The organism is Microbacterium sp. CCNWLW134 (genome assembly GCF_037083565.1).
Classification (GTDB): Bacteria; Actinomycetota; Actinomycetes; order Actinomycetales; family Microbacteriaceae; genus Microbacterium.
This window is the reverse complement of the sequence record NZ_JBAOJU010000001.1, coordinates 1,313,063-1,338,209: the sequence shown is the minus strand read 5'-3', so window position 1 is coordinate 1,338,209 and position 25,147 is coordinate 1,313,063. Positions and strand designations below refer to the sequence as shown.

General features: G+C 69.5%; 23 protein-coding genes. All 23 read right to left on the bottom strand.

From position 1 onward, the window contains the following. Nucleotides 1-37: 37 nt before the first annotated feature. Complete coding sequence (gene gmk / locus V6S02_RS06345) at nt 38-937, bottom strand: guanylate kinase (protein WP_336400244.1); 900 nt, start codon at nt 935-937, stop codon at nt 38-40. Continuing rightward, a complete protein-coding gene (gene pyrF / locus V6S02_RS06340; protein ID WP_336400243.1) occupies nt 934-1,791 on the bottom strand; it encodes an orotidine-5'-phosphate decarboxylase in 858 nt (285 codons plus the stop codon). The genes gmk and pyrF overlap by 4 nt, the downstream gene beginning before the upstream one ends. Further along, nucleotides 1,788-5,075, bottom strand: coding sequence for a carbamoyl-phosphate synthase large subunit (gene carB, locus V6S02_RS06335; RefSeq protein WP_336400242.1), 3,288 nt, complete (start codon nt 5,073-5,075; stop codon nt 1,788-1,790). Before carB ends, pyrF begins: the two co-directional genes overlap by 4 nt. Continuing rightward, entirely contained in the window at nt 5,075-6,271 is a 1,197-nt protein-coding gene (carA, locus tag V6S02_RS06330; protein ID WP_336400241.1) for a glutamine-hydrolyzing carbamoyl-phosphate synthase small subunit, read from the bottom strand. The genes carB and carA overlap by 1 nt, the downstream gene beginning before the upstream one ends. Beyond that, nucleotides 6,268-6,771: a PH-like domain-containing protein gene (locus V6S02_RS06325; protein WP_336400240.1), complete on the bottom strand. Its 504-nt coding sequence runs from the start codon at nt 6,769-6,771 to the stop codon at nt 6,268-6,270. Before V6S02_RS06325 ends, carA begins: the two co-directional genes overlap by 4 nt. Beyond that, the gene (locus V6S02_RS06320; protein ID WP_336400239.1) at nt 6,768-8,099 is read right to left on the bottom strand and encodes a dihydroorotase; all 1,332 of its coding nucleotides are present in this window, start codon (nt 8,097-8,099) and stop codon (nt 6,768-6,770) included. Before V6S02_RS06320 ends, V6S02_RS06325 begins: the two co-directional genes overlap by 4 nt. Next, nucleotides 8,096-9,061, bottom strand: a complete 966-nt coding sequence (locus tag V6S02_RS06315; RefSeq protein ID WP_124293212.1) for an aspartate carbamoyltransferase catalytic subunit — start codon at nt 9,059-9,061, stop codon at nt 8,096-8,098. The genes V6S02_RS06320 and V6S02_RS06315 overlap by 4 nt, the downstream gene beginning before the upstream one ends. Next, nucleotides 9,058-9,597, bottom strand: a complete 540-nt coding sequence (gene pyrR, locus V6S02_RS06310; protein WP_124293211.1) for a bifunctional pyr operon transcriptional regulator/uracil phosphoribosyltransferase PyrR — start codon at nt 9,595-9,597, stop codon at nt 9,058-9,060. The genes V6S02_RS06315 and pyrR overlap by 4 nt, the downstream gene beginning before the upstream one ends. 251 nt (nt 9,598-9,848) lie before the next feature. Next, on the bottom strand, nt 9,849-10,793 hold the full coding sequence (locus tag V6S02_RS06305) for a DUF559 domain-containing protein (RefSeq protein ID WP_336400238.1): 945 nt from the start codon (nt 10,791-10,793) through the stop codon (nt 9,849-9,851). Nucleotides 10,794-11,200: 407 nt separating this feature from the next. Continuing rightward, the gene (locus V6S02_RS06300) at nt 11,201-12,772 is read right to left on the bottom strand and encodes a Rieske 2Fe-2S domain-containing protein (protein WP_124293209.1); all 1,572 of its coding nucleotides are present in this window, start codon (nt 12,770-12,772) and stop codon (nt 11,201-11,203) included. Nucleotides 12,773-12,870: 98 nt separating this feature from the next. Next, the gene (gene guaD / locus V6S02_RS06295) at nt 12,871-14,280 is read right to left on the bottom strand and encodes a guanine deaminase (RefSeq protein WP_336400237.1); all 1,410 of its coding nucleotides are present in this window, start codon (nt 14,278-14,280) and stop codon (nt 12,871-12,873) included. A 22-nt stretch (nt 14,281-14,302) separates the two neighbouring features. Next, nucleotides 14,303-14,713 (bottom strand): transcription antitermination factor NusB, encoded by a 411-nt coding sequence (gene nusB, locus V6S02_RS06290; protein ID WP_124293207.1) that lies wholly within the window; start codon nt 14,711-14,713, stop codon nt 14,303-14,305. A gap of 16 nt (nt 14,714-14,729) precedes the next feature. Then, nucleotides 14,730-15,290, bottom strand: coding sequence for an elongation factor P (gene efp / locus V6S02_RS06285; protein WP_124293206.1), 561 nt, complete (start codon nt 15,288-15,290; stop codon nt 14,730-14,732). A 92-nt stretch (nt 15,291-15,382) separates the two neighbouring features. After that, nucleotides 15,383-15,841: a type II 3-dehydroquinate dehydratase gene (aroQ, locus tag V6S02_RS06280; protein WP_336400236.1), complete on the bottom strand. Its 459-nt coding sequence runs from the start codon at nt 15,839-15,841 to the stop codon at nt 15,383-15,385. Continuing rightward, the gene (locus V6S02_RS06275) at nt 15,838-16,383 is read right to left on the bottom strand and encodes a GNAT family N-acetyltransferase (RefSeq protein WP_124293204.1); all 546 of its coding nucleotides are present in this window, start codon (nt 16,381-16,383) and stop codon (nt 15,838-15,840) included. Before V6S02_RS06275 ends, aroQ begins: the two co-directional genes overlap by 4 nt. Next, on the bottom strand, nt 16,380-17,456 hold the full coding sequence (gene aroB, locus V6S02_RS06270; protein WP_124293203.1) for a 3-dehydroquinate synthase: 1,077 nt from the start codon (nt 17,454-17,456) through the stop codon (nt 16,380-16,382). Before aroB ends, V6S02_RS06275 begins: the two co-directional genes overlap by 4 nt. Then, the gene (locus V6S02_RS06265) at nt 17,453-17,977 is read right to left on the bottom strand and encodes a shikimate kinase (RefSeq protein ID WP_336400235.1); all 525 of its coding nucleotides are present in this window, start codon (nt 17,975-17,977) and stop codon (nt 17,453-17,455) included. Before V6S02_RS06265 ends, aroB begins: the two co-directional genes overlap by 4 nt. Then, nucleotides 17,961-19,193, bottom strand: a complete 1,233-nt coding sequence (gene aroC, locus V6S02_RS06260; protein WP_336400234.1) for a chorismate synthase — start codon at nt 19,191-19,193, stop codon at nt 17,961-17,963. Before aroC ends, V6S02_RS06265 begins: the two co-directional genes overlap by 17 nt. A gap of 5 nt (nt 19,194-19,198) precedes the next feature. Beyond that, nucleotides 19,199-20,083 (bottom strand): shikimate dehydrogenase family protein, encoded by an 885-nt coding sequence (locus V6S02_RS06255; RefSeq protein ID WP_442927902.1) that lies wholly within the window; start codon nt 20,081-20,083, stop codon nt 19,199-19,201. Further along, entirely contained in the window at nt 20,050-21,600 is a 1,551-nt protein-coding gene (mltG, locus tag V6S02_RS06250; protein ID WP_336400233.1) for an endolytic transglycosylase MltG, read from the bottom strand. Before mltG ends, V6S02_RS06255 begins: the two co-directional genes overlap by 34 nt. Next, a complete protein-coding gene (gene ruvX, locus V6S02_RS06245; protein ID WP_336400232.1) occupies nt 21,600-22,067 on the bottom strand; it encodes a Holliday junction resolvase RuvX in 468 nt (155 codons plus the stop codon). The genes mltG and ruvX overlap by 1 nt, the downstream gene beginning before the upstream one ends. Next, complete coding sequence (alaS, locus tag V6S02_RS06240; RefSeq protein ID WP_336400231.1) at nt 22,064-24,724, bottom strand: alanine--tRNA ligase; 2,661 nt, start codon at nt 24,722-24,724, stop codon at nt 22,064-22,066. The genes ruvX and alaS overlap by 4 nt, the downstream gene beginning before the upstream one ends. 67 nt (nt 24,725-24,791) lie before the next feature. Beyond that, nucleotides 24,792-25,073, bottom strand: a complete 282-nt coding sequence (locus V6S02_RS06235) for an ATPase (protein ID WP_124293196.1) — start codon at nt 25,071-25,073, stop codon at nt 24,792-24,794. Nucleotides 25,074-25,147: the final 74 nt, after the last annotated feature.

Genomic DNA, 25,147 nt, shown 5'->3' with positions numbered 1-25,147 from the left:
TCGGGCGTAACGTTCTGAAACGTCCGCGTCCGCGAGGTCAGCGCGCGGCGAGCGAGACGACCTCCGCCGCCGCCCGTGCGACGTCGTCGTTGACCACGTGGTAATCGAACTCCGACTGCGCCGCCAGCTCCACCCGCGCCGTCCGCAGCCGGCGCGCCCGCTCCTCCGCACCCTCGGTGCCGCGCCCCACCAGCCGGTTCACCAGCTCGTCCCAGCTGGGCGGGAGGAGGAAGACCAGCGTCGCCGACGGCTCGGCCGCCCTCACCTGCCGGGCGCCCTGCAGATCGATCTCGAGCAGCACCGTGCGCCCCGCCGCAAGCGCCTCCTCGATCGGCCGGCGGGGGGTGCCGTACCTGTGGGAGTTGTGCACCGTCGCCCACTCGAGGAGCTGGCCTTCGGCGATGAGTCTGTCGAACTCGACGTCGTCGACGAAGTAGTAGTGCTCGCCGTCGCGCTCCCCCGGTCGCGGTGCGCGCGTCGTCGCGGAGACGGAGAGCAGGATCTCGGGGTGATGCGTCTTGATGTGCGTCGCGACCGTCCCCTTCCCCACCGCCGTCGGTCCGGCCAGCACGATCAGACGACTCCGTCCCGTCCGCGGCTCGGGCTCGGGCCACCGCTCGTCGAGGAAGGCCATCAGATCGCGGCGCTGGCGCGCGCCGAGCCCGCCGAGCCGCTTGACCGGCGAGATGGCGAGGGACTCGAGGATCCGGTCGCGCTTGCCTTCCCCGATCGCCGGCAGTGCGGTGAGGAACTCGGTGACGCGCAACGTTCCGGCAGGCGAGTCCGGCGCGGCGAAGGCACGACGCGTGAGCTCCTGGGGTGAGATGACGCGGGTGGCCAGGTCGCGCTTGAGCGCGGCGCGGGCGCGTCGCGCAGCGACGGCCCGCTCAGACGCGGCGCGGCGATCGACCTCGGGCGGGCGACGGGACGATGTCACGACTGTTCCTCCCGGTACAGAGCCTGCCGCTCGTCGATCCGGGCGGCGAGATCCGTCGGTCCAGCGGAGAGGATGCTGCGGCTCTCGCTGGCGAGCACGTTGTGCGAGAGCGCGCCGAACAGGCGTGTTAAGTCGGCGGGCTCGGCGCCCTGCGCTCCGAAACCGGGCGCGAGGATCGGCGCACCGCGGAGCAGGTCGTCGGTGAGCCCGAGTTCCCAGCGGTCCACCGTCGCGCCCACGACGAGTCCGATCGGACCGAGGCCGCCGGTGAAGGCGGCCGAGCCGTTCACCCACGTGACGTCGCGCGCGACCCGGGCGGCGACGGTCTGGCCGTCATCCGTCGCCACATCCACGGGGTGCGCGGTCTGCAACGACGTCGCTTCGGGGTTGCTGGTGCCCGCCAGGACGAAAACGCCCTTGCCCGCGCGGACAGCGCCGGTGAGGGTCTCGCGGAGCGAATCGGGTCCGAGGTAGGGACTGACGGTGAGCGCGTCGGCTTCCAATGGTGAGCCGGGGTGCAGCCACGCGGCCGCATACGCGGCCATCGTGCTGCCGATGTCGCCCCGCTTGGCGTCGGCGATGACGATGAGCCCCGCCGCACGTGCGGCGGCGAGCGTCTCCTCCAGCGCGGCGAAGCCGGCAGCCCCGAACCTCTCGAAGAAGGCCACTTGGGGCTTCACCACGCCGACGCGTCCAGCCGCCGCGTCGACTGTCCGCAGCCCGAAGTCCCGAACCCCGGCGGCGGTGTCATCGAGGCCCCACTCGGCGAGGAGGTGCGCGTGGGGGTCGATCCCGACGCAGAGGGGCCCGTGGGTGTCGAGGGCTGCGCGCAGCCGTTCGGCGAAACCGGTCACCGGGCCTCCGCCCGATCGGCGGCGTACTCCTGCAGGCTCCGCACCGCGAATCCCTCACGCAGCACCGGGAGGGCGCTCACGGCGGCACCGAGCACGGCCATCGTGGTGAACAGGGCCTTGTCGGCCGCGACCGCCGCCGCGCGGATCTCGTATCCGTCGGCACGCGCAAGCCCGCCGCTCGGGGTGTTCACGACGATGTCGATGTCGCCGGCGTTGATGAGGTCGACGATGTTCGTCTCTCCCGTCGCCTGCGTCGCGGAGTACTTGTTCACCACTCGCACCTGGATGCCGTTGCGCCCGAGGATCTCCGCGGTCCCCTCGGTGGCCACGAGGTCGAACCCGAGCTCCTGGAGACGATGGGCGGGAAGGATCACGGCACGCTTGTCGCCGTCGGCGACCGAGATGAAGACGGTGCCCGTCAGCGGCATCCCGCCGTATGCGGCCTCTTGACTCTTGGCGAACGCGGTCGGGAAGTCGCGATCGATGCCCATCACTTCACCGGTGGAGCGCATCTCGGGCCCGAGCACCGAGTCGACGATCTGACCGTCGCGGGTGCGGAACCGCTTGAACGGCAGCACCGCCTCCTTCACGGCGACGGGCGCTCCCAGCGGCACGCGCGAGCCGTCGGCCTCGGGGAGCATTCCCTCGGTCACGAGCTCGGCCACCGTCGAACCCGCCATGATGCGGCTCGCGGCCTTGGCGAGCGGAATCCCGAGGGCCTTGGAGACGAACGGCACCGTGCGGCTCGCGCGGGGATTGGCCTCGATGACGTAGAGCACACCGGCGCTGATCGCGAACTGCACGTTCAGGAGCCCCCGCACCCCCACGCGGTGTGCGATCGCGAGCGTCGCCTCGCGCACCCTGTCGATGTCGCTGCGACCGAGCGACATCGGCGGCAGGGCGCAGCTGGAGTCGCCGGAGTGGATGCCGGCCTCCTCGAGGTGCTCCATGATTCCGCCGATGTAGAGCCGATCGCCGTCGTAGAGGGCGTCGACGTCGATCTCGATCGCGTCGTCGAGGAACCGGTCGACCAGAAGCGGCATCCCCGGACCGATGATCGCCTGATCGGCGATGCGCACGAAGTAGTCGCGCAGGCTTGGGGTGTCGTACACGATCTCCATGCCGCGGCCGCCGAGCACGAAGCTCGGGCGGACGAGCACCGGGTACCCGATCTCCTCGGCGATCGTCACGGCCTGATCGACGTCGGTCGCGGTGCCGTTGCGCGGCGCGATCAGACCGGCGTCGTCGAGGAGGCGCGAGAACAGCTCCCGCTCCTCGGCGAGCTCGATCGCGGCGGGACTCGTGCCGAGGATCCGGTAGCCGGCATCCTCGATCCCCTGCGCGAGACCGAGCGGCGTCTGGCCGCCCAGCTGGCAGATGACGCCGAGGATCTCGCCCGACTGCGACTCGGCGTGCAGGACCTCCAGCACGTCCTCCAGCGTCAGCGGCTCGAAGTACAGCCGGTCGGAGGTGTCGTAGTCGGTCGACACGGTCTCGGGGTTGCAGTTGACCATGATGGTCTCGAAGCCGGCGTCGGCGAGGGCGAACGAGGCGTGGACGCAGGAGTAGTCGAACTCCACACCCTGGCCGATGCGGTTGGGGCCCGAGCCGATGATGACCACCTTGGTGCGCTCCGATGCGGCGATCTCGGTCTCGCTGTCGTAGCTGGAGTAGTGGTACGGCGTCAGCGCCGGGAACTCCCCCGCGCAGGTGTCGACGGTCTTGTACACCGGGCGGATCCCGAGTCCGTGGCGCACCGCCCGCGCCTCGGCCTCGGAGATGCCGCGCAGCTGCGCGATCTGCACGTCGCTGAAGCCGTGATCCTTCGCCAGACGCAGGGTCGCGTCATCCAGCTGCTCGGCATCGCGAATGGCATCGGCCACCTCGTTGATGAGCACGATCTGATCGAGGAACCACGGATCGATCGCCGTGGCGTCGAAGGCCTGCTCAGGGGTGGCGCCCAGGCGCAGCGCCTGCTGGAGGACCACGATGCGTCCGTCGGTCGGGGTCTTCGCGACCTCGAGCAGCTCCTCCACCGAACGGGACTCCTCGCCCCAGTGGAAGCTCGACCCGCGCTTCTCCAGCGACCGCAGCGCCTTCTGCAGGGCGGTGGTGAAGTTGCGGCCGATGGCCATCGCCTCGCCCACCGACTTCATGGTCGTGGTCAGCGTGGTGTCGGCGGCGGGGAACTTCTCGAAGTTGAAGCGGGGGACCTTCACCACGACGTAGTCGAGCGTCGGCTCGAAGCTCGCCGGCGTCACCCGGGTGATGTCATTGGGAATCTCGTCCAGGCGGTAGCCGATGGCGAGCTTGGCGGCGATCTTCGCGATCGGGAACCCCGTGGCCTTGGAGGCCAACGCCGAGGAGCGCGACACCCGCGGGTTCATCTCGATCACGATGATCCTGCCGTCGTCGGGATTGACGGCGAACTGGATGTTGCAGCCGCCGGTGTCCACCCCCACGGCGCGGATGATGTCGATGCCGATGTCGCGGAGCTTCTGGTACTCGCGGTCGGTGAGCGTGAGCGACGGCGCGACGGTGATCGAATCCCCCGTGTGCACCCCGACCGGGTCGACGTTCTCGATGGTGCAGACCACGACGGTGTTGTCGGCGGTGTCGCGCATGAGCTCGAGCTCGTACTCCTTCCACCCGAGGATCGACTCCTCCAGGAGCACCTCGTGGGTGGGCGAGTCGTGGAGGCCCGCACCCGCGATGCGGCGGAGGTCGGCCTCGTCGAAGGCGAAGCCGGACCCGAGGCCGCCCATCGTGAACGACGGACGCACGACGAGGGGGTAGCCGAGTTCGGCGGCCCCGGCGAGCACCTCGTCCATCGTGTGGCAGATGCGGCTGGCCGCGACATCCGCGCCCGCTTCGATGACGAGCTCCTTGAAGACCTGTCGGTCCTCGCCCTTCCGGATGGCATCGACCTTGGCGCCGATCAGCTCGACGCCGTACTTGTCGAGGATGCCCCTCTCGTGCAGCGAGATGGCGGCGTTCAACGCGGTCTGGCCGCCGAGGGTCGGCAGGATCGCGTCGGGCTTCTCCTTGGCGATGATCGTCTCGAGCACGTCTGCGGTGATCGGTTCGATGTAGGTCGCATCGGCGAAGTCGGGATCGGTCATGATCGTCGCCGGATTGGGGTTGACGAGGATGACCCGCACCCCCTCGGCGCGCAGGACCCGGCACGCCTGGGTTCCGGAGTAGTCGAACTCGGCGGCCTGGCCGATGACGATCGGGCCGGACCCGATGACGAGGACGCTGTGGATGTCGTCGCGCTTGGGCATCAGTCGTTGCTCTCCTGGGTGTCACCGGCACCGGAGCGGGCGTCACGATGCGCACGCACCATGTCGCGGAACCGGTCGAACAGATAGTTGGCGTCGTGCGGACCAGCCGCCGCCTCGGGGTGGTACTGAACCGAGAAGGCGGGGATGTCGAGGGCGCGAAGCCCCTCGACGACGTTGTCGTTCAAACCGATGTGGCTCACCTCGACCCGCCCGTACCCCTGCGGGCTCTCGAAAGAGCCCTCCAGCGGCGCGTCGACGGCGAAGCCGTGGTTGTGGGCGGTGATCTCGACCCGCCCGGTGACCTTGTCGAGCACCGGCTGATTGATGCCGCGATGGCCGAAGGGCAGCTTGTAGGTGCCGAGACCGAGGGCGCGGCCGAGCAGCTGATTTCCGAAGCAGATGCCGAAGAAGGGCAAGCGGTCATCGAGCACAGCGCGCAGCAGCTCGACATGCGCGCCGGACGCGGCCGGGTCGCCGGGTCCGTTGGAGTAGAACACCGCGACGGGGTCGATCGCGCGGATGTCGGCGATCGTGGCGTCCTGCGGCAGGACGTGCACGTCGAAGCCCCGATCGGCGAGGTTCTCGATCGTGGCCTGCTTGACGCCGAGGTCGAGCACCGCCAGGTTGCCGAGGCGCTCGCCACGCGCGGGTGTGACCTCCGCGGCGGTCACCGAGACCGTCGAGGAGAGGTTCTGCCCCGTCATCTCCGGAGCCTCCTTCACCACGCGGAGCTGTTCGTCGGCGTCCCAGCCGGCGGCTTCGCCCGAGAAGATCCCCCCGCGCATGCTGCCGGCGGCGCGGATGTGCCGAGTGACGGCGCGCGTGTCGATCCCGCTGATGCCGACGATCCCGTCAGCGGCCAGGGCGTCGTCGAGCGACTGCTCGGAGCGCCAGTTCGACACCACACGCGCGGGGTCGCGGACGATGTAGCCGGCCACCCAGATGCGGCGCGACTCGACGTCCTCCGAGTTCATGCCGGTGTTGCCGATGTGCGGGGCGGTCTGCAGCACGATCTGGCCGGCGTACGACGGGTCGGTCAGGGTCTCCTGGTAGCCGGTCATGCCGGTGGAGAAGACGACCTCGCCGAGGGTCGTGCCCCGCGCGCCGTAGGCGCGCCCGGTGTGACGGGTACCGTCCTCGAGGACGAGGACGGCGGGGTCGGTGGTGGTCAGGCCTGTGGTGGGGAGCCGGGTCATGTGTCGTCTCCAGTCGGGGGAACGAGCGGTCGGATGGCGGTCGCAAGGGCCTGTGCGGAGGCTTCCTGCGGCCGGAAGTAGGAGTCGACGGGAGTTCCGTCGTCGAGCTGCCAGACGAGGCGGGTGAGGCCGCCCGACTCGACGACACGATCGATGGCGACGGTCGCCTGGTCGACGGCGGCGAGGCGGGCGCCGGCGAGGAAGAGCCCGGGGGCGCCGTCGAGGTCGACCGCGACGCCGCCGTCGGTCACGGTGACCTCGCCGCGGGCGCGGAAGCCCAGGTGGCGGATCGCGAGACGCTCCAGTGGTTCGTCGTGGCGGGTGGTGGCGACGTACAGCACGCCGAAACGGGCGAGCTCGGCGGCGCCCTCGGGGGGCGTCCCCACGGGCGCCGTCAGTCCCGCGTCGCGACGAGATCGTCGGCGCCACGCCCAGACGAGGAGGAGGAGAACGACGACGACCCCGGCGAGGGTGACGATGAGTGCACCCTCGCGGGTCATGCGTGCACCCCCGGGGCGTCGAGCACGTCGCCGTCGGCGACGGTGACCACCCCGCGATGGAAGGTCCAGCGGACCTCCCCCGGAAGGGCACGGCCGAGGTACGGTGAGTTCTCGCTCCGACCGCGCAGGTCGGCCGTGGTGAACGGCCGCGACGCGGCAGGGTCGTACAGGGTCAGCGACGCCGGCTGTCCGGCGGCGAGCGGCGTGCCGGCGCCGCCGAGGCGGCCGATACGGGCGGGAGCCTCGGACATCACACGGGCGACGTCGGGCCACCCCAGCATCGCGGTGTCGACCATCGCCTCATGCACGACCCGCAGCGCGCTCTCGAGTCCGACCATTCCGTTGGCCGCAGCCTGCCACTCGCACGCCTTCGCCTCGGCGGGATGCGGGGCGTGATCGGTGGCCACGATGTCGATCGTGCCGTCCGCGAGGCCCTCCCGCACCGCGCGCACGTCTTCGTCACGGCGAAGCGGCGGGTTGACTTTGAACCGGGCGTCGTAGCCGCGGACGAGCTCGTCGGTGAGCAGCAGGTGGTGCGGGGTGACCTCGGCGGTCACGGCCACTCCGCGGCGCTTGGCCCACCGGATGATGTCGACCGACCCGGCGGTGGAGAGGTGGCAGACGTGCAGGCGAGAGCCGACGTGCTCGGCGAGGAGGACGTCGCGAGCGATGATCGACTCCTCCGCGACCGCGGGCCAGCCGGCGAGGCCGAGCTCCGCCGAGACCGCGCCCTCGTTCATCTGCGCGCCCTCGGTGAGCCGCGGGTCTTGCGCGTGCTGGGCGATGACGCCGTCGAACGCCTTCACGTATTCGAGCGCACGGCGCATGATCAGGGGGTCCCAGACGCAGAACCCGTCGTCGCTGAACACCCGGACACGCGCACGGGAGTGCGCCATCGCTCCCAGCTCGGCGAGGCTCTCGCCGCGCTGCCCGACCGTGACGGCGCCGATCGGCTGCACCGTGACGTAGCCGGCGGCCTCACCGAGCGCGAGCTCCTGCTCGACGACGCCCGCGGTGTCGGCCACGGGCGAGGTGTTCGGCATCGCGAAGACCGTCGTGTAGCCGCCGGCAGCCGCCGCACGCGAGCCGGTCAGAACCGTCTCGGCGTGCTCGAACCCGGGCTCACGCAGGTGGGCGTGGAGGTCGACCAGGCCCGGGAGGGCGATCAGCCCCTCGGCGTCGATCACCGTGGCACCCGCGCGGCTGAGGCCCGAGCCGATCTCGGAGATCGCACCGTGCTCGATGAGGATGTCCACACGCGCTCCGGCGAGGGGCGCCGCGCCGCGGATCAGAACGGGGGCCGGGGTGACGGGGTGAGGGGCGCTCATCGTCCGTCCTCTCTCTCGTCGTCGCGCTCGCCGGCCAGCAGGAGGTACAGCACGGCCATCCGCACGGACACACCGTTGGTCACCTGCTCGAGCACCGTCGATCGCTCGGAATCCGCGGCTTCGGCGGCGATCTCCAGCCCTCTGTTCATCGGGCCGGGGTGCAAGACCATCGTATCGGGCGGAAGGGCCGCGACCCGTTGCCGTGACAGGCCCCAGACCCGCGCATACTCCCGCTCGGTGGGGAAGTAGGCCGCGCGCATCCGCTCGAGCTGGATCCGCAGCATCATCACCGCGTCCGGACCGTCGGCGATCGCGCGGTCGAGGTCGTACTGGACCGTGACCGGCCAGTCCGAGACATCCTGGGGGATGAGCGTCGGCGGAGCGACGAGGGTGATGTCGGCACCGAGCGCGGTGAGCAGCCAGACATTGGAGCGGGCGACCCGAGAGTGGAGGATGTCGCCGACGATCGTCACACGGATGCCGTCGAGGCCGCGGCCGCGACTGCCGTCGCCGAAGCGGCGCTTGCGGATCGTGAACGCGTCGAGGAGGGCCTGAGTGGGGTGTTCGTGGGTGCCGTCACCGGCGTTGACCACTCCGGCGGTGATCCACCCGCTCGTCGCAAGCGTGCGCGGGGCGCCCGAGGCGCCGTGGCGGATGACGACCGCGTCGGCGCCCATCGCCTGCAGCGTCTGCGCGGTGTCCTGGAGCGACTCGCCCTTCGACACGCTCGAGCCTTTGGCCGAGAAGTTGATGACGTCGGCCGACAGGCGCTTGGCCGCCGCTTCGAAGGAGATGCGGGTGCGGGTGGAGTCTTCGAAGAAGAGGTTCACCACCGTCTTGCCGCGCAGCGTCGGGAGCTTCTTGACCTCGCGGCGCTGGGTGTCGGCCATGTCCTCGGCGACGTCGAGGATGCCGATCGCTGTCTGCCGGTCGAGGGTCTTGGTGTCGAGCAGGTGCCTCATGCTCCACTCCCCTCGATCGAGACCGAATCCTCGCCGTCGATCTCGCGGAGACGCACGTTCACCCGCTCTTCACGAGCGCTCGGAAGGTTCTTGCCGACGAAGTCGGGGCGGATCGGCAACTCGCGATGCCCGCGGTCGACGAGGGTCGCCAACCGCACGGCGGCGGGTCGACCGATGTCCTGGAGCGCGTCGAGGGCCGCCCGGATGCTCCGGCCGGAGAAGAGCACGTCATCGACCAGAACGACGACCGCTCCGTCGATGCCGCCCGCAGGAATCTGCGTGGGGCGGGGCGCCCTCGTCGGATGACGGTGGAGGTCGTCGCGGTACATCGTGACATCCAGCGCCCCGACGGGAACGCGAGCGCCGCCGAACTCGGTCACGAACGCGGCGATGCGTTCTGCAAGGGGCACGCCCCGCGTGGGGATCCCGAGAATGACCAGACCCTCGGGTCCCTTGTTGGACTCGAGGATCTCGTGGGAGATCCGAGTCAACGCCCGAGTGATGTCGGCGTCGTGCAGCACAGTGCGCACGGTCATCCGCCGCTCCCTTCTCCGCCTCACGGGACGGATTTAAAGGTTGCCGGTTACCATCCTCCACCCTACCGGACCCGCCCCCGTTCCCCCGCGCGCCCCACCGCCGCTCCCCCACTCCCGCCGCCCGCCCGCCTCCGACCGCCGCTCCCCCGGCCAAGCCTGTTCATCCGTCGGAGATGTACACGCAAGGGCCCTTCTGGCGTACATCTGCGACGAATGAAGAGCGGATGCGACGTGCTGCGCCCCGCCGATCGTCAGCGACGCGTGCTCAACGCGACGCGGACGCGGTCGACGTACTGCAGCGGGTATCGGAAGAGCTGATCGCGGGCGACCCGGATGACCCGCCACCCCGCATCCGTGAGCCGTTCGTGCTTCTCGAGGTCACGCTGCCACTGCGCGGCGTCGGTCCGGTGCTGGTCGCCCTCGTACTCGATGGCGATCCGCAGCTCCGGGTACGCCAGGTCGACGCATCCGAGGAACTCCCCCGCCGCGCCGTAGACGTCGTGATCGGTTACCGGCTCGGGAAGTCCCGCGTCGACGAGCAGCAGCCGCGCCCAGGTTTCGGTGCGCGACGCGACTCCTGAACGGATGCGCTCGAGCGCCGCGCGCAGGGCTTGCGCGCCGAGCCGTCGGCCCATCGTGGCGGCATGGCGGAGTTCTGCCATGTCGGCTAAGGCAGGACGGATGACGTATCCGAAAGGCCCGGCCACCCGCGGGGATCGCACGATCGCATCACCGACGGCGACCAGGCCGTATGCGTCGATCATCGGCGCGAGCATCGCCCAGGTCGTCGCCGGATCGGAGACGGGCACCCCGAAACGCGGATGACGCACGACCGTGACGAGGTCGGGGCGAACCTGGTGCCCGATCGTGCCGGCAGCCCGTGGCGCACGCCCGGGCGTGCTGACGTGAACACGCGGGTCCGTCAGATGCGACAGGGGCAGATCCCACAGGAGCGCCGCTGTGGTGTGGCTGAAGCAGCCGCCGTCGTTCAATCGGACACTGAACTGCAACGCTGCCTCGACGATCGCGGCGCGCTGGCGTGCGAACGGATGCGCCGCGTCATCGTGCGCACGGGGTTCGGCCCGGACTCCGTGGAACGGCCTTCCGAGCTCTGCTCGGTCCACCCACCGGCGCGACTTCCCCCGCCGCCGCGCGTCGGCCACGGTGAAGACCCCTCGCTGCGCACCTGCATCCATCCGACCAGGGTGCCCGGCGCGCCATCCGTACCTCGCCCGTTGTCCACAACCCCGGTTCATCCGTCGAAAGTGACCGGAAAAGCCCCTTCGAGTCGTACATCTTCGACGGATGAACGGCGTGGCAGGGGCGGCGGGGCGGCGGCGGGGCGTCGCCGCGCGGCGGCGGGAGCGGCGCGCGGCGGGGGCGGCGACGCGCGGCCGGGGGCGGCGACGCGCGGCGGGAGCGGCGGGAGCGACGCACCACGGAGCGGTGGCCAGGCCGTGCTCCCCGAGCGGTTCATTCGTCGCAGATGTACACGTTTTCGCCTCTGCGGCGTACATCTTCGACGAACGAACGGATGGTGAACGGTGCCGGCGCGCGGGCGCAGGGCGGCCGGGCGCCTCGGCGCCGGGCGCAGACTCCGGGGTCAGGCCGCGGGTGCCTCGGCGCGGTCAGCGGACTCGTCCGCCTGGCTGGCGCGGATCGGATGACCCTGGGAGGTCAGGCACTTGCCCGATGTGAGGTCCCACTTCCAGTCGTGAAGACTGCAGGTGAGCACACCGTCCTCGACCTTGCCCGTCTTCGACAAATCGGCGCGCAGGTGCGGGCACCTCCGCTGCACGACCCAGTCGGCCAGGCGGATGTCTTCGGAGACATCCGACTGCTCGGCGTACCAGTTCTCCACGTACTCGATGCGATCCCGTGACAGGCACTTCAAGAACGTCGTGAGGAATTCGTTGAACTTGCCCGAGCGACCGACCTCGAACTGCATCGACAGGAAGATCGAGTTCGACCAGTCGATCTCGTGGTCGCGGATGTTGGTCGACACGAGATCGGCAGGGATGGTGTACCAGTAGATGCACTCCTCGCCGTCGTACGCCCGCACCTTCGCGCGCGGGAAGTCGACGACCATGTCGAGGTCACCGATGCGGAAGCGTACGTTTCCGCCCACGCCGTTGCGGATCGTGCGCGCGCGGCGCAGGAGCGGCTCCCACCACTCCTTGATGGCGGCGAGCATCTCGTCCGGCGCGAGCACGGGCGCGCGGGTCGCCTCCTCCGCGGCGATCTCGTCCTGCCGCGCGTCGCGCTGCTCGGCGAGGTAGGCCCACTTGTCGTCGAAGATGCGATCGATCTCGGCCTCGGAGTAGAGCGTCTGGGTGACCGTCAACGCACCGTCGTTCATCTCCACGACCGTCCCGGGCACGAACTCGTAGCCCTTCTGGTCGGGGCGCACCTCGGCCATGTGCCGGAGGAACTCCCGCTGATCGGTGAAGATCGCGTCGCCGTCCAGCCCCTGGCCGTTGTACTTGAACAGTGCTTCGCGCAGGAACATCGGCGGACCCGCCATGGGGAACACGTGCTCAGCGTCGACCTTTTCGATGTAGTACATCGCGCGCTTGTTCTGGGCGTCGCGCTTCAGCCGGGCGAAATTCTGCTTGGCATCCTGCGGGAGGTCGTAGACCATCGGCCACCAGATCGCACCGGAGACCTGGGTGAAGTAGGCCTCGGGCTTGGAGAACGCCAACAGCTTCTCCAGGTCGAGCGGATGGGAATCGTTCTGATTCAGGATGCTGGCGGTGCCGTCGTCCACGGACAGGGACGAATCTCCGATGGGGCCGTCGCTCGGTGCGCGCAGCGGGGTGACCATGAGCTTCAGCGGCCCGAATTCCAGCGGCACGCCGGCCTGGGTGAAGACGATGTTGTCGTAACCGAGGCGCCGGAGGTCCTGCTCGAGGTCATCGGTGGGGTACTCCGGCAGCAGGACGCGGATGTCCTTCGGTACGTAGCGCTCGAGCAGCGCCGGGTCGAAGTGGTCGCGGTGCCGGTGGGAGATGTAGAGGAAGTCGGCCTTGCCGAAGCGGTCCCAGTCCAGGCCCCTGTTGTCGGGGAAGGGGAACCAGGAACCGAAGAAGGTCGGTCCCATGACGGGGTCGCAGAGGATGCTGCCACCGCGCGTCTCGATGAACATTCCGGCGTGCCCGAGGCCTGTGATCCGCATGCATCTCCTCCGTTCGAACCGGAGCGATTCTACGCGGGCCGCCTCCGCATCCGCCGAGCGCGGGTGACCGCGGCGCGGCGGCGCGGCGCCTGCTCAGGTCAGGCGACGTCGCCGGCGTCCCGCGAGTACGCGCGTTCGCCCATCACCCAGGTTTCGGCGACGGCCCGGTCGTCACCCACCATCATGATCGCGAAGAGAAGGTCGGCGGCGTGCTCGAGGGTGGTCGGCGCGGCATCGCCGACGCTGACGCCGGTTCGCCAGCGGACGGCCGGCGGGCCGCCCCTCCCGTCGAGGACGACGAAGTCGGCCTCTTTGCCGATGTCGAAGTTGCCCACCTTGTCGTCGAGCCGCAGCGCCTCCGCGCCACCCAGGGTCACGGAGTAGAACGCACGGTACGGAGAGAGTCTGTTGCGTTCGGCTTCGGCCGCATCCTGACGCGAGGGGTCGATGCTGCCGTCGAGCTGGGTGTTGTTGAGCATCCCGACCTTGTACGCGTCCTCGAGGACGTTCAGCATGCTGAAACGGTTTCCGCCACCCACATCACTGCCGAAGGTCAGCAGGACGCGATGTTCGGGGTCGGTCGCCCGTCCCAGGCGGAACAGGCCGCTGCCGAGGTAGAGGTTGGAGCACGGACAGAAGGTGACGGCGGCCCCGGCCGCGGACAGACGGCGGAATTCGCCGTCTGTGAGCCAGACACCGTGTCCTCCGGTGAACTTGGGGCCCACCAGCCCGTACTTCTCGTACACCTCGAGGTAGTCCGTGCAGTCGTCGTGCAGCTGGAGGACCCCTCGGATCTCGGAGGGGTTCTCAGAGATGTGCGTGTGCACCCACACGTCGGGGTTCTCCGCCTTCAACCGCCCGCACGCGGCGAGCAGATCCTTCGAGGCGCCATAGGCGAACCGCGGCGTGACGGCGTACGAGCTCCGACCGACGCCGTGGTACCTGTCGATCAGCTCCGTCGCCGCGGCGTAGAACTCGTCGGCGGTGGTGGTGAACCACTCGGGGGCATTCACATCGATGGCGGTGATGCCGGTGATGATGCGCATGTTCCGGCGAGCGGCCTCTTCGAAGACGACCTCCGCGGTGACGGGCTGCGCCGTGGTGAAAGCCTGACAGGTCGTGGTGCCGGAGGCGAGGAGGGTGTCGAAGAATCGGCGCACGCCTTCTTCTGCATACTCCCGATCGAAATACCGGCGCTCCTCCGGGAACACCCACTTCTCCAGCCAGGGCAGAAGCTGCTCGCCGTAGGAACCCAGGATCCGGGTCTGCGGAATGTGGATATGCCCGTCGATGAAGCCCGGAAGGATGAGGCGATCGGAGATCTCGACGACGTCCATCGAGGGGTGACGGGCCGAAACCTCGTCGTGCGGGCCGAAGTCGACGATGATCCCGCGGTCATCGACGACGAGCAGCCCGTCGGCGAAGAAGCGCGTCGCTGCCTGCTCATCGCCGACATGTCGCCAGGGGTCGTCGACGAAGTCGAGGAATGCTCCCCTGATCGCGCGCACGCCGGTACCGATTCCCGGTCGGTCAGGACGCGCGGGAGATACGGCCGAGGACCCCATGGACGAACGCTCCCGAATCATCGGTGGAGAACTCCTTGGCGAGCTCGACAGCCTCGTCGATGGCGACCGCAGCGGGGACGGCGTCGTTGTAGAGGATCTCCCAGGCACCGATGCGCAGCAGGGCCCGATCCACGGCGGGCATGCGCGCGAGCGACCAGTCTTTGGCGAAAGTCGTGATCTGCTCGTCGATGTCGTCGCGCTGATCGATGATGCCGTCGACGATCTCGCGGGCGTACAGCCACGATGCCTCACGCGCGGGCTCACTGGCGGCGCGTTTGGCCTCGACGGCCAGAATTACTCCGAGGTCTTCGCCGCGGACGTCAGCCTGGAAGAGGATGTCGAGCGCGCGCTTGCGTGCTTTCGTGCGGGCACTCATCGGGCGGCGTCCTCGCTCAGTTCACACGACCGAGGTAGTCACCGGTTCGCGTGTCGACCTTCACCTTGGTTCCGGTCTCCAGGAACAGCGGAACCTGGATCTCGTAGCCGGTCTCGACCGTAGCGGACTTAGTGCCGGCCGACGAGCGGTCGCCCTGCAGCCCCGGCTCGGTGTAGGTGATCTCCAAGACGACGGATGCCGGCAGATCGATGTAAAGCGGGTTGCCGTTGTTCAGCGCGATCGTGACCTGCTGGTTCTCGAGCAGGAAGTTCTTCGCGTCGCCGACGGTGGCGGCCGGGACGTTGACCTGGTCGTAGTCGCTCATGTCCATGAAGACGAAGCTGTCGCCGTCGTTGTACAGGTACGTGAAGTCACGGCGGTCGACGTTCTCGATCTCGACCTTGGCGCCGGCGTTGTAGGTGCGGTCGACGACCTTGCCGGTCACGACGTTCTTGAGCTTGGTGCGGACGAACGCTCCGCCCTTTCCGGGCTTGACGTGCTGGAACTCCACAACGCTCCAGAGCTGTCCGTCGATGTTGAGGACGACGCCGTTCTTGATGTCTGCGGTCGATGCCATTGCGCTGATCGGATCCTTCGAAGTGCGGGCGATGTGCCCCGGAGGCGTTGCGGCCGAGCGGCCGACCACCGATTCTACGTGACGATCGGCCCTCAGCCCTCGGCCTGACCGGTGAGGAGGTCGATCAGCAGGCGCGTCGCGGTGCGGTAGCCCTCGATCCCCTCCCCCATGATGTGGACGGATGCGACGTCGGCGACATAGGAATGGTGGCGGAACGGCTCGCGGGTGCGGATGTCGGAGATGTGGATCTCGGCGACCGGCAGCGCGACGCCCGAGAGGGCATCGCGCAGCACGACCGAAGTGTGGGTGAGCCCCCCGGGATTGATGACGATGCCGGCGCAGTCCTCTCGCGCCGCGTGGATCGCGTCGATGAGCACACCCTCGTGGTTGCTCTGGACGGCCCGCACCTCGAATCCCCGCTCCGCCGCCGTCCGCATGACGAGGTCTTCGACGTCGGCGAGGGTCTGCGTGCCGTACAGCGCGGGCTCCCGGATACCGAGAAGGTTGAGGTTCGGTCCATTCACCAGCAGGATGCGTCGACTCGTGGTCATGTCGTTCTCCCCAGTGATTTGCGCATCTCGATCTCGGGACCGATGACGCTCGTGAATTCGACACCCGTCGGGACGAAGCCGATCCGCCGGTAGGCCGCTCGGGCGCGCGCATTGTCGCGATGCACGTCGAGGGTGAGGGCATCTGCGCCGTGCTCGGCGGCCCACACGGCGGCGGCCTCGATCAGTCGTTCCAGAAGGCCCGCACCGCGCGCCGCCGGGGCGATGAAGACCCCGACGACATCGGCCCGTGGCGCTTCGACGCCGCGTCCGAGGTGATCGCGGTCACCCGCTTCGCGCAGCAGCACAGTGACCGATCCGACCCAGGAGCCGCCGTCGACGGCGACGAACTGAGCCGCGTCGTCACCGAGGGCTGCGCCGGCGGCGCGATCGCGCCACGCGGCATCGTCACGCTCCCGCTCCTGCTCGACGGTGGTGAGGAAGGCCAGCGACGCATCGGGATCGCTGACGGCGGCCATGCGGAGGTCGCGGATCTCTGCCCACTCGTGCAGACGGACCCGACGCACCTCCGCCGGTGACCTCACCCCGCGACCTCCTGATACGCCGCGAAGAGGAGCGACTCGTCCGGAGCCTGCAGCACCGTGGGACGGGCGATGTCATCCAGGACGATGAAGCGGAGCATCCCCCCGCGGCTCTTCTTGTCGCGCTGCATCGTCGCCAGCAGCTGCTGCCAGGCGCCCGCGCGGTAGGTGACGGGAAGGCCCAGTACACCGAGGATGTCGCGGTGACGCTGCGCCGCGTCATCCGACAGGCGCCCTGCCAGGCGCGACAGCTCCGCGGCGAACACCATGCCCACCGAGATCGCCGCGCCGTGACGCCAGCGATAGCGTTCGGCGTGCTCGATCGCATGACCGAGGGTGTGCCCGTAGTTGAGGACTTCTCGCAGGCCCGCCTCGCGGAGATCCTCCCCCACGACCCGTGCCTTCATCTCGATGGCCAGTTCGATCGAGCGTCGGAATCCGGATGTCGTCGGATCGACCACCCCCTCGGGGTCCGCCTCGACGAGGTCGAGGATCTCGGGATACCAGATGAACCCGGCCTTGACGACCTCCGCGAAACCCGCGACGGCCTCGTTGCGCGGGAGAGTGGCGAGCAGGTCGAGGTCGCACAGCACCGCGCGCGGCGGCCAGAACGCGCCGACGAGATTCTTGCCCTCCGCGGTGTTCACCCCGGTCTTGCCGCCGACAGCGGCGTCGACCATGCCGAGAACCGTGGTCGGCACCTGCACGATCGGCACGCCGCGGAGCCACGTCGCGGCGACGAAACCGGCCAAATCGGTCACGGCTCCTCCACCGAATCCGATGACCGCGTCGGTGCGGGTGAAGTCGGCCTGACCCATGATCTGCCAGCAGAAGGCGGCGACTTCAATGCGCTTGCCCTGTTCGGCGTCGGGGATCTCGGCCAGGAGCACCTGCCGTCCGCCTCCGATCGACCCGCGCAGCTGCTCCGCCTGGGCAGACAGGGTCGGAGGATGCACGATCAGCACTTTCTGCGCGTCGGCCGGGAGGGCGTCGGTCAGCCCCGGGAGGATCCCGCGTCCGACCGTGACGTCGTAGGGTGCCGCACCTGCGACGGTGATCACCGTGGCGTCGGTCATGCTCTCTCCTTCTGCGGGGACTCGGCCCACGCGACGATGGCGTCGACCACCTTCTGCAGCGGGCCGGTCGAGGTGTCGAACGTCGCGTCCGCGAGTCGTCGGTACAGGGGCAGGCGTTCGGCGAGGATCGCATTCCACCGGGTCATGGGGTCTTCGTCCTGCAGCAGCGGCCGTGCGGTGTCTCGCAGGCGATGGGCGACGACGCGCGGCGCGACGGTCAGGAGAACCACCCGGTGCCTCTCGAGATCGCGCTGGGTGTCGGGGTCGAGCACCGCTCCCCCGCCGAGCGAGACGACGCCGCCTGTTCGCAGAGCGCGGGCGACGGTCTCACGCTCGAGCCGGCGGAACTCCGCCTCTCCGTGGTCGGCGAAGATGCGCTCGATGGGGCCGTGCTCGCGGACGACCCCGGCGTCGGTGTCGGTGAAGGGCACGCCGAGGCGACGGGCGACCCGCTTGCCCAGGCTCGTCTTGCCCGCCCCCATCGGGCCGATGAGGACGATCGCCTCAGACGGCGAGGTCATCGTGGGCGGCGATCGTCGGATCGCTCTCGCCGACCGTGCGCAGGGTGTCGGGGATGCCGGCGACGTAGCTCTCGAGGTTGCGGAGCGTCTCGGCGACGCTGTCGCCGCCGAATTTCTCCAGCACGACCTCAGCGAGGACGATGGCGACCATGGCCTCGGCGACGACGCCGGCGGCCGGCACCGCGCAGACATCCGACCGCTGGTGGTGCGCTGCGGCGGCCTCCCCCGTGGCCACGTCGATCGTGCGCAGGGCGTGCGGGACCGTGGCGATGGGTTTCATCCCGGCCCGCACGCGCAGAACGGTGCCGGTGGACATTCCCCCCTCGGTGCCTCCCGCACGGTCGGTGCTGCGGGTGATCCCGGCCTCGCCGGCGAAGAGTTCGTCATGCGCGAGGGATCCACGGCGGCGGGTGGTCTCGAAGCCGTCGCCGACCTCGACGCCCTTGATCGCCTGGATGCTCATCAGCGCTTGAGCGAGCTTGCCGTCCAGGCGCCGGTCCCAGTGGACGTGCGAGCCGAGCCCCGGCGGCAGTCCGTACGCGAGCACCTCGACGATGCCGCCGAGGGTGTCGCCGTCTTTGCGTGCGGCGTCGACCTCGGCGACCATCCGCTCGGACGTTGCGGGGTGGAAGCACCGCAGCGGATCGGCGTCGAGGATCTCGAGGTCTTCGGGCGTGGGCAGCGGTGCGTCGTCGGGCGTGCGCACGGGTCCGATCGACAGCGTGTGGCTGACGAGCTGGATGCCGAGCTCGGCGAGGAACCCTCGAGCGAGGGCTCCTAGGGCCACCCGCGCCGCGGTCTCACGGGCGCTGGCCCGTTCGAGGATCGGACGCGCCTCGTCGAATCCGTACTTCTGCATACCGACGAGGTCGGCGTGACCCGGTCGCGGACGGGTGAGGGCGGCGCCGCGGCCGCGCGACATCTCGGTGAGTTCCACCGGCTCCGGGCTCATGACCTCGGTCCACTTCGGCCACTCGGTGTTGCCGATGCGCAGCGCGATGGGGCTGCCCAGGCTGTAGCCGTGACGGACTCCGGCGGAGATCTCGAGCGCGTCGGCTTCGAACTTCATCCGCGAACCGCGCCCGTACCCGAGGCGCCGACGGGCGAGGTCGGCCTGGATGGCGGAGCGGGAGACCGGGACGCCGGCGGGAAGACCCTCCATGATGGCGACGAGTTCGGGGCCGTGGGATTCCCCGGCGGTGAGCACGCGAAGCATGGGTCCTAGTCTTCCATGAGGGCTCGGCGCATCGACGCGACGATGACGGACTCTGACGGAAGCGGCTCGTCGACGTCGCCGGTGGTGAAGATCCGCACCTGACGCACCGCCTGATGCAGGAGCATCGGCAACCCGGAGACAGCCCGGCCGCCCGCGCCCTCCCACGCCGCCGCGAGCGGTGTCGGCCACGAGCCGTAGACGACGTCGACCAGCAGGCCCCCGGGTACGACCACCGCGTCGAGGACGGATGCTGGCAGCTCGGCGTCTCCGGGAAGCGTGGCGATGGTCAGCCCGGGGTCGGTTCGGGCATCCGGATGCGTGCGGGGCGCGTCGAGGGGTACTGCCGTGACGTGCAGGTCGAGGCTCACGCCGAGGGCGACGAGATGGCCGGCCGCATCGGGGCGGCGCGCACGGATCTCGACCTCTCTCGCTCCCAGTGCTTCCAGCGCGAGAAGCGCCGAGGTCGCGGTCGCTCCCGCACCCAGGACCGTCCCGTGCACGGCCCGTTCGATCCCCTGTTCGCGGATCGCCGCGACGAGCCCGGCGACGTCGGTGTTGAATCCGCGGATTCCGGCATCGCCGGGAACCAGGGTGTTCACCGCGCCGCTCAGCTGCGCGGCACGGTCGAGGACGGTCGCGGCCTTCGCGGCGACGTGCTTCAGAGGCATGGTCAACGACAGACCGCGCCACGTCTCCGTCGTATCGGCGAGTGCGGCGCCGAACTGCGCCTCCGAGACCCGTCGACGCTCGTAGGTCCACGGCAGGCCGAGCAGAGCATAGGCGGCGGTGTGCAGCTGCGGGGATCGGCTGTGTGCGATCGGATCGCCCCACACCGCCAGGCGCGTGGCGTCGGCGCTCAGCATCCCGCGTCGGGGTTCTGGCTGCACCACTCCCGCCACTGCTCGACATACCGGAGATGCTCGTTGTAGGTCTCGGTGAAGATCGTCTCGCCCGTGTTGAGGTTGACGGTCACGAAGTACAGCCACGGGCCGTCCGCGGGGTTCATCGCGGCGTTGATCGCGACGTCACCGGGGTTGGCGATCGGGCCGATGGGCAGCCCCACCTGCACGTACGTGTTCCACGGGTTCGGATCGGTCAGGGCTTCCTCGCTCGAACTCACGACGCCCTCGCGGCTCTCGCCGACCCCGTACTGGGCGGTGGAGTCCATCTGCAGCTTGCCGAAGGTCTCCTGGTTGCCGGGATCCAGTCGGTTCTGGATGACCCGCGAAACCTTCTGCATGTCAGCCTCGTAGCGGGCTTCCCTCTGGATGATCGAAGCGATGATGAGGATCCGCTGCCGGTCGTCGACGGGGACCCCCGCGGCATCCAGCGACTGCACGGTGCGGTTCACCATCGTCTGGATGACGTCGGTCGCCGTGACGCCGGGATCGAAGGTGTACATCGCCGGGAAGAGCCACCCCTCCAGGCTGTCGGCCGGGACGCCGTACGCGGCGGGGTCGGCCGCCGCGGCCTGCAGCTCCTCCAGCGGCATGCCGAGACTTTCGGAGACGACCTCCAGGGTCGCCTCCGCCGTCTGACCCTCGGGGATGAGCGCGGAGTTCTCCAGCTTGTTCTCCGGGTTCTCGATCGCTGCGAGCGCCGCCTCGGAGGTCATCTGCAACTGCAGGCGATACACGCCGGGCATGAACGTGGGGCTCCGACCGTTGTCGATCAGGTAGTCGTAGAAGGCGTCGGAGGTCTTGGTGACGCCCGCTTCGAAGAGCGTCTGAGAGATCGATTGGCCGGTGTCACCCGAGACGATCGTGACGAGTGCTTCACCGTTCGCGAGGCCGTCTTCGAAGTCGGCCGGTTCCTCCCAGCCCATCACTTCGCGGATCTGGGACTCGTAGGTGTTCCAGACGTACAGGCCGCCGACGACGATGCCGCCGATGATGGCGAGCACCAGCCCGATGGCGATCGCCGCGCCGATGCGACGGCGGCGCCGATCCGGCTTCGGCGGCGGAGAACCGAGGGCCTCGGTGGTGGCTTCGCCCGTGAACAGGTCCTCAAGGGTCGCGGTACCGGCCGGCCGGGTCGCGGTGCGGGTGGAACCCCTCTCCCTGCTTGACGGGTCGGTGGAGGCGACGCCGACGGACGCCGGCGTCTGCGCGACACGTGGCGCGGGAATCGGAGCCGGATCGCTTCGGGGTGCGGGGACCGGCGCGGACGGCGCATCGGTGGATCGCGTGGCCGCCTCGCGAGCGGCTCGGCGGGACGGCGGTGGGTCCGCCGGTCGGGGTGCGTCCTCGCTCGCCGGCGGTGCAGACGCATGACCTCCGGCGGTCGCATCCGCCGCCCCGGAGGTCTCGGGGGCGCCCTCCGTCCGGCGGGAGTCTCGCGTGCGGGGGTCGGGCAGCTTCCCGAAGAGATCCGCGAACGGATCCTCGGACGACGGGTGATCGGGCATCAGGCGGGCTCCTGGGGGACGGGGGTTCCGGGCGGTCGTCCCTGCCGCTTCTCCACATCGAGGGCGTGCTGAAGCAGAACGACGGCCGCGGCCTGGTCCACAATGCTACGAGAAGAACGCTGCGATCTGCCCGAATCTCGCAGAACCGCATGCGCGGAGACGGTGGTCAGACGCTCGTCCACGAGGCGCACGGGCACCGCCGACACCTTCGCGAGCTCCTCCGCGAACGCCCGCGCATCCTCGGTCGAGGGCGTCGACTCGCCGCGGAGATTCAGGGGGAGACCGACGATGAGCTCCACTGCGGAGTACTCGTCCGCGAGCTCCCGCACGCGGGTGATCGCCCGCTCATCACGGGTGACGGTCTCCACCGGAGTCGCGAGCAGCCCGTCCGGATCGGAGCGCGCGACCCCCACACGTGCCTTCCCGACATCGATCCCGAGGCGGGCGCCTCGCCGGAAACCGGTCATCCCTCGGCGAGCACCCGGGTGACGGCGTCCATCGCCGCGGCCAGCGCCGCAGCATCCGTCCCCCCGCCCTGGGCGAGGTCGTCACGACCACCGCCGCCGCCGCCGAGGACGCCTGCGGCGGTCTTGGCGAGGACGCCCGCACGGGCTCCCGCGCTGCGCGCGGCGTCGTTCGTCGCCACGATCACGACCGGACGCTCCCCCACGACGGCGCCGAGGGCCACGACGGCGGCATCAGCGCCGAGCCGCTCGCGCACCTGGAGAGCCAGAGCCCGCACGTCGTCGGCGCTCGAGGCGGTGCCGAGGTTCTCAGCGACGACCGCATACGCCCCCTGACGGGAAGCGGCGGCCACGAGGTTCGGGAGGCGCTCGCCGAGCGCCTTCGATTCCAGCTGAGCGATCTTCTTCTCGGCGGCCTTCAGGCTCGCGGCAAGATCGGCGATGCGAGCGGGCAGCTGGTCGCGCGGGGTCTTCAAGGCGGAGGTCAACTGCGACACGATGGCGCGTTCCGCCGCCAGCTCGCGGAACGCGTCGGCACCGACGAGGGCTTCAACACGGCGGTTGGAGGCACCCACCGACGACTCCCCGACGAGATTGATGATCCCGACCTCGGCGCTGCGATCGACGTGGGTACCGCCGCAGAGCTCGCGCGACCAGGGGCCACCGATGTCGACCATCCGTACGGTGTCGCCGTACTTCTCGCCGAACAGCGCCAGCGCGCCGAGTTCCTTGGCCTCATCCAGGGAGAGCACGCGCGTGGTGACCTCGAGATTGTCACGCACCGCGTTGTTGGCGATCTCCTCGATCTCGGACTTCGTCTCCGGCGACAGCGCCTGACCCCAGGTGAAGTCGAAACGGAGATACCCGGCACGGTTCAGCGACCCGGCCTGCGTCGCGGATCGTCCCAGGGTGTCGCGGAGAGCCGCATGGACGAGGTGCGTCGCCGAATGCGCCTGCATCGCTGCGCGACGGTTCGCCGCATCGACGACCGAGGTCGCCGGCTGACCCACCCCGACTTCGCCGGTGCGCACCTCGACGGTGTGGCTGATGAGGCCCGGAACCGGACGCTGCACATCGATCACGTCGAGTTCGTAGCCGGGCCCGACGATCACACCCTTGTCGGCGACCTGACCGCCCGATTCGGCGTAGAGCGCCGTCTCGGCGAGGATGACCTCGGCGATCTCGCCCTGGCGCGCACGGTCGACCGACACCCCGTCCACGAGGACGCCCAGAACGGTGGATTCGGTCTCGAGGTCGGTGTAACCGGTGAACGCGGTCTCTCCCCGGGCACGGAACTCCCGATAGACACTGTGGTCGGCGATGGCGCGCTTGCGCGCCTTGGCGTCGGCCTTCGCCCGAGAGCGCTGCTCCTGCATGAGGGTGTCGAAAGCCGCGCGGTCGACGCTCAGCCCCGCCTCCTCGGCGATCTCGAGCGTGAGGTCGATCGGGAACCCGTAGGTGTCGTGGAGCAGGAAGGCGTCAGCGGCCGGGATGCTCGTTCCTCCGGCGTCCTTGGTGGCCGTGACCGCGAGGTCGAGGATCGTCGATCCCGAGGCCAGTGTGCGAAGGAACGTCTCCTCCTCGGCGACGGCATAGGCGGACAGCCGGGAGTACTCGGCCTCGAGGTTCGGGTAGGCGGCCTTCATCGCGTCGCGGGACGCCGCGAACAGCTCGGGGAAGGTCGGAGCATCCACTCCGAGCAGGCGCATGGCCCGGACCGCCCGGCGCATGAGTCGCCGGAGGATGTATCCACGGCCCTCATTGGACGGGGTCACACCGTCGGCGAGGAGCATGAGCGAGGACCGCACGTGGTCGGCCACGACGCGGAACCGCACGTCGTCGTCATGCACGGCACCGTAGCGACGGCCCGACAGCTCCACCGCACGATCGAGCACCGGCCTCACCTGGTCGGTCTCGTACATGTTCTCCACGCCCTGCTTGAGGAACGCGACGCGCTCGAGACCCATGCCGGTGTCGATGTTCTTCTGCGGGAGCTCGCCGATGATGTCGAAGTCGACCTTGGAGCGGACGTTCGTGATCGCGTACTGCATGAACACGAGGTTCCAGATCTCCACGTACCGGTCGTCGTCGGTCGCGGGACCCCCGTCGATGCCGTACGCCGGACCACGGTCGAAGAAGATCTCCGAGCAGGGGCCGGCGGGGCCGGGCTGCCCGGTGCTCCAGTAGTTGGAGTCGCGACCGAGGCGCTGGATGCGGTCGGGCGAGATGCCGGCCACGGTGCGCCAGAGCGACTCGGCCTCGTCGTCGTCCTCGTAGACGGTGACCCACAGGTCCTTCTCGTCGAACCCGAGACCGCCGTCGGCCTCGGAGGAGAGCAGCAGATCCCACGCGTAGCGGATCGCGCCCTCCTTGAAGTAGTCGCCGAAGGACCAGTTGCCGAGCATCTGGAAGAACGTGCCGTGTCGCGGAGTCTTGCCGACCTCTTCGATGTCGTTGGTTCGGATGCACTTCTGCACGTCCGCCGCACGGGAATAGGGCGCAGGCACCACTCCGGTCAGGTAGGGGATGAAGGGCACCATGCCGGCGACAGTGAACAGCAGTGACGGGTCGTCGCTGACGAGCGAAGCCGAGGGGACGATGGTGTGGCCATTGCGCTCGAAGTAGTCGAGGTAGCGCTGGGCGATCTCAGCGGTTCTCATGCGAAGTCCTCAGGAAGACGTGGGTGATCCGCCCGCGGAGCGGGCGGATGGCGGATCGGGCGACGGGTCAGTCGGATGACGCTGCGGCAGCCTTGGCTTTGGCCAGTGCCTCACCGGCTGCGTCTGCAGCCGCCTCGACGGCGTCTTCGGCAGCGTCACCGAGGTCGTCGAGGGTATCGGCGAAGCGTCCCTGCTGGTCGCGGTAGGCGTCGCCCATGCGGTCGGTGAACTCCGAGATGCGGGCGTCGACCTCGGCGAGGAGTTCGGCTCCACGGGGGTTCTTGTTCACCACATGGGCGGCGACGAACCCGCCGATGATCCCGATCAAGAACCACAGGAGACTTCTCATCACACCACTTCCTCCGCCGCGGGCGCGGCACTGTCTCATCGTAGGCGGAAACGACGGAAGGCGCCGGGGTGACC

Bases quoted from the DNA above. Each gene is read 5' to 3' on its own strand.
- carB (WP_336400242.1), bottom strand. From the start codon at position 5,075: ATGCCCAAGCGCGACGACATCCACAGCGTCCTCGTCATCGGGTCCGGC.
- carA (WP_336400241.1), bottom strand. From the start codon at position 6,271: ATGACCCGGCTCCCCACCACAGGCCTGACCACCACCGACCCCGCCGTC.
- V6S02_RS06325 (WP_336400240.1), bottom strand. From the start codon at position 6,771: ATGACCCGCGAGGGTGCACTCATCGTCACCCTCGCCGGGGTCGTCGTC.
- V6S02_RS06320 (WP_336400239.1), bottom strand. From the start codon at position 8,099: ATGAGCGCCCCTCACCCCGTCACCCCGGCCCCCGTTCTGATCCGCGGC.
- V6S02_RS06315 (WP_124293212.1), bottom strand. From the start codon at position 9,061: ATGAGGCACCTGCTCGACACCAAGACCCTCGACCGGCAGACAGCGATC.
- pyrR (WP_124293211.1), bottom strand. From the start codon at position 9,597: ATGACCGTGCGCACTGTGCTGCACGACGCCGACATCACTCGGGCGTTG.
- V6S02_RS06305 (WP_336400238.1), bottom strand. From the start codon at position 10,793: ATGGATGCAGGTGCGCAGCGAGGGGTCTTCACCGTGGCCGACGCGCGG.
- V6S02_RS06300 (WP_124293209.1), bottom strand. From the start codon at position 12,772: ATGCGGATCACAGGCCTCGGGCACGCCGGAATGTTCATCGAGACGCGC.
- nusB (WP_124293207.1), bottom strand. From the start codon at position 14,713: ATGAGTGCCCGCACGAAAGCACGCAAGCGCGCGCTCGACATCCTCTTC.
- efp (WP_124293206.1), bottom strand. From the start codon at position 15,290: ATGGCATCGACCGCAGACATCAAGAACGGCGTCGTCCTCAACATCGAC.
- aroQ (WP_336400236.1), bottom strand. From the start codon at position 15,841: ATGACCACGAGTCGACGCATCCTGCTGGTGAATGGACCGAACCTCAAC.
- aroB (WP_124293203.1), bottom strand. From the start codon at position 17,456: ATGACCGACGCCACGGTGATCACCGTCGCAGGTGCGGCACCCTACGAC.
- V6S02_RS06265 (WP_336400235.1), bottom strand. From the start codon at position 17,977: ATGACCTCGCCGTCTGAGGCGATCGTCCTCATCGGCCCGATGGGGGCG.
- aroC (WP_336400234.1), bottom strand. From the start codon at position 19,193: ATGCTTCGCGTGCTCACCGCCGGGGAATCCCACGGCCCCGAACTCGTC.
- mltG (WP_336400233.1), bottom strand. From the start codon at position 21,600: ATGCCCGATCACCCGTCGTCCGAGGATCCGTTCGCGGATCTCTTCGGG.
- ruvX (WP_336400232.1), bottom strand. From the start codon at position 22,067: ATGACCGGTTTCCGGCGAGGCGCCCGCCTCGGGATCGATGTCGGGAAG.
- alaS (WP_336400231.1), bottom strand. From the start codon at position 24,724: ATGAGAACCGCTGAGATCGCCCAGCGCTACCTCGACTACTTCGAGCGC.
- V6S02_RS06235 (WP_124293196.1), bottom strand. From the start codon at position 25,073: ATGAGAAGTCTCCTGTGGTTCTTGATCGGGATCATCGGCGGGTTCGTC.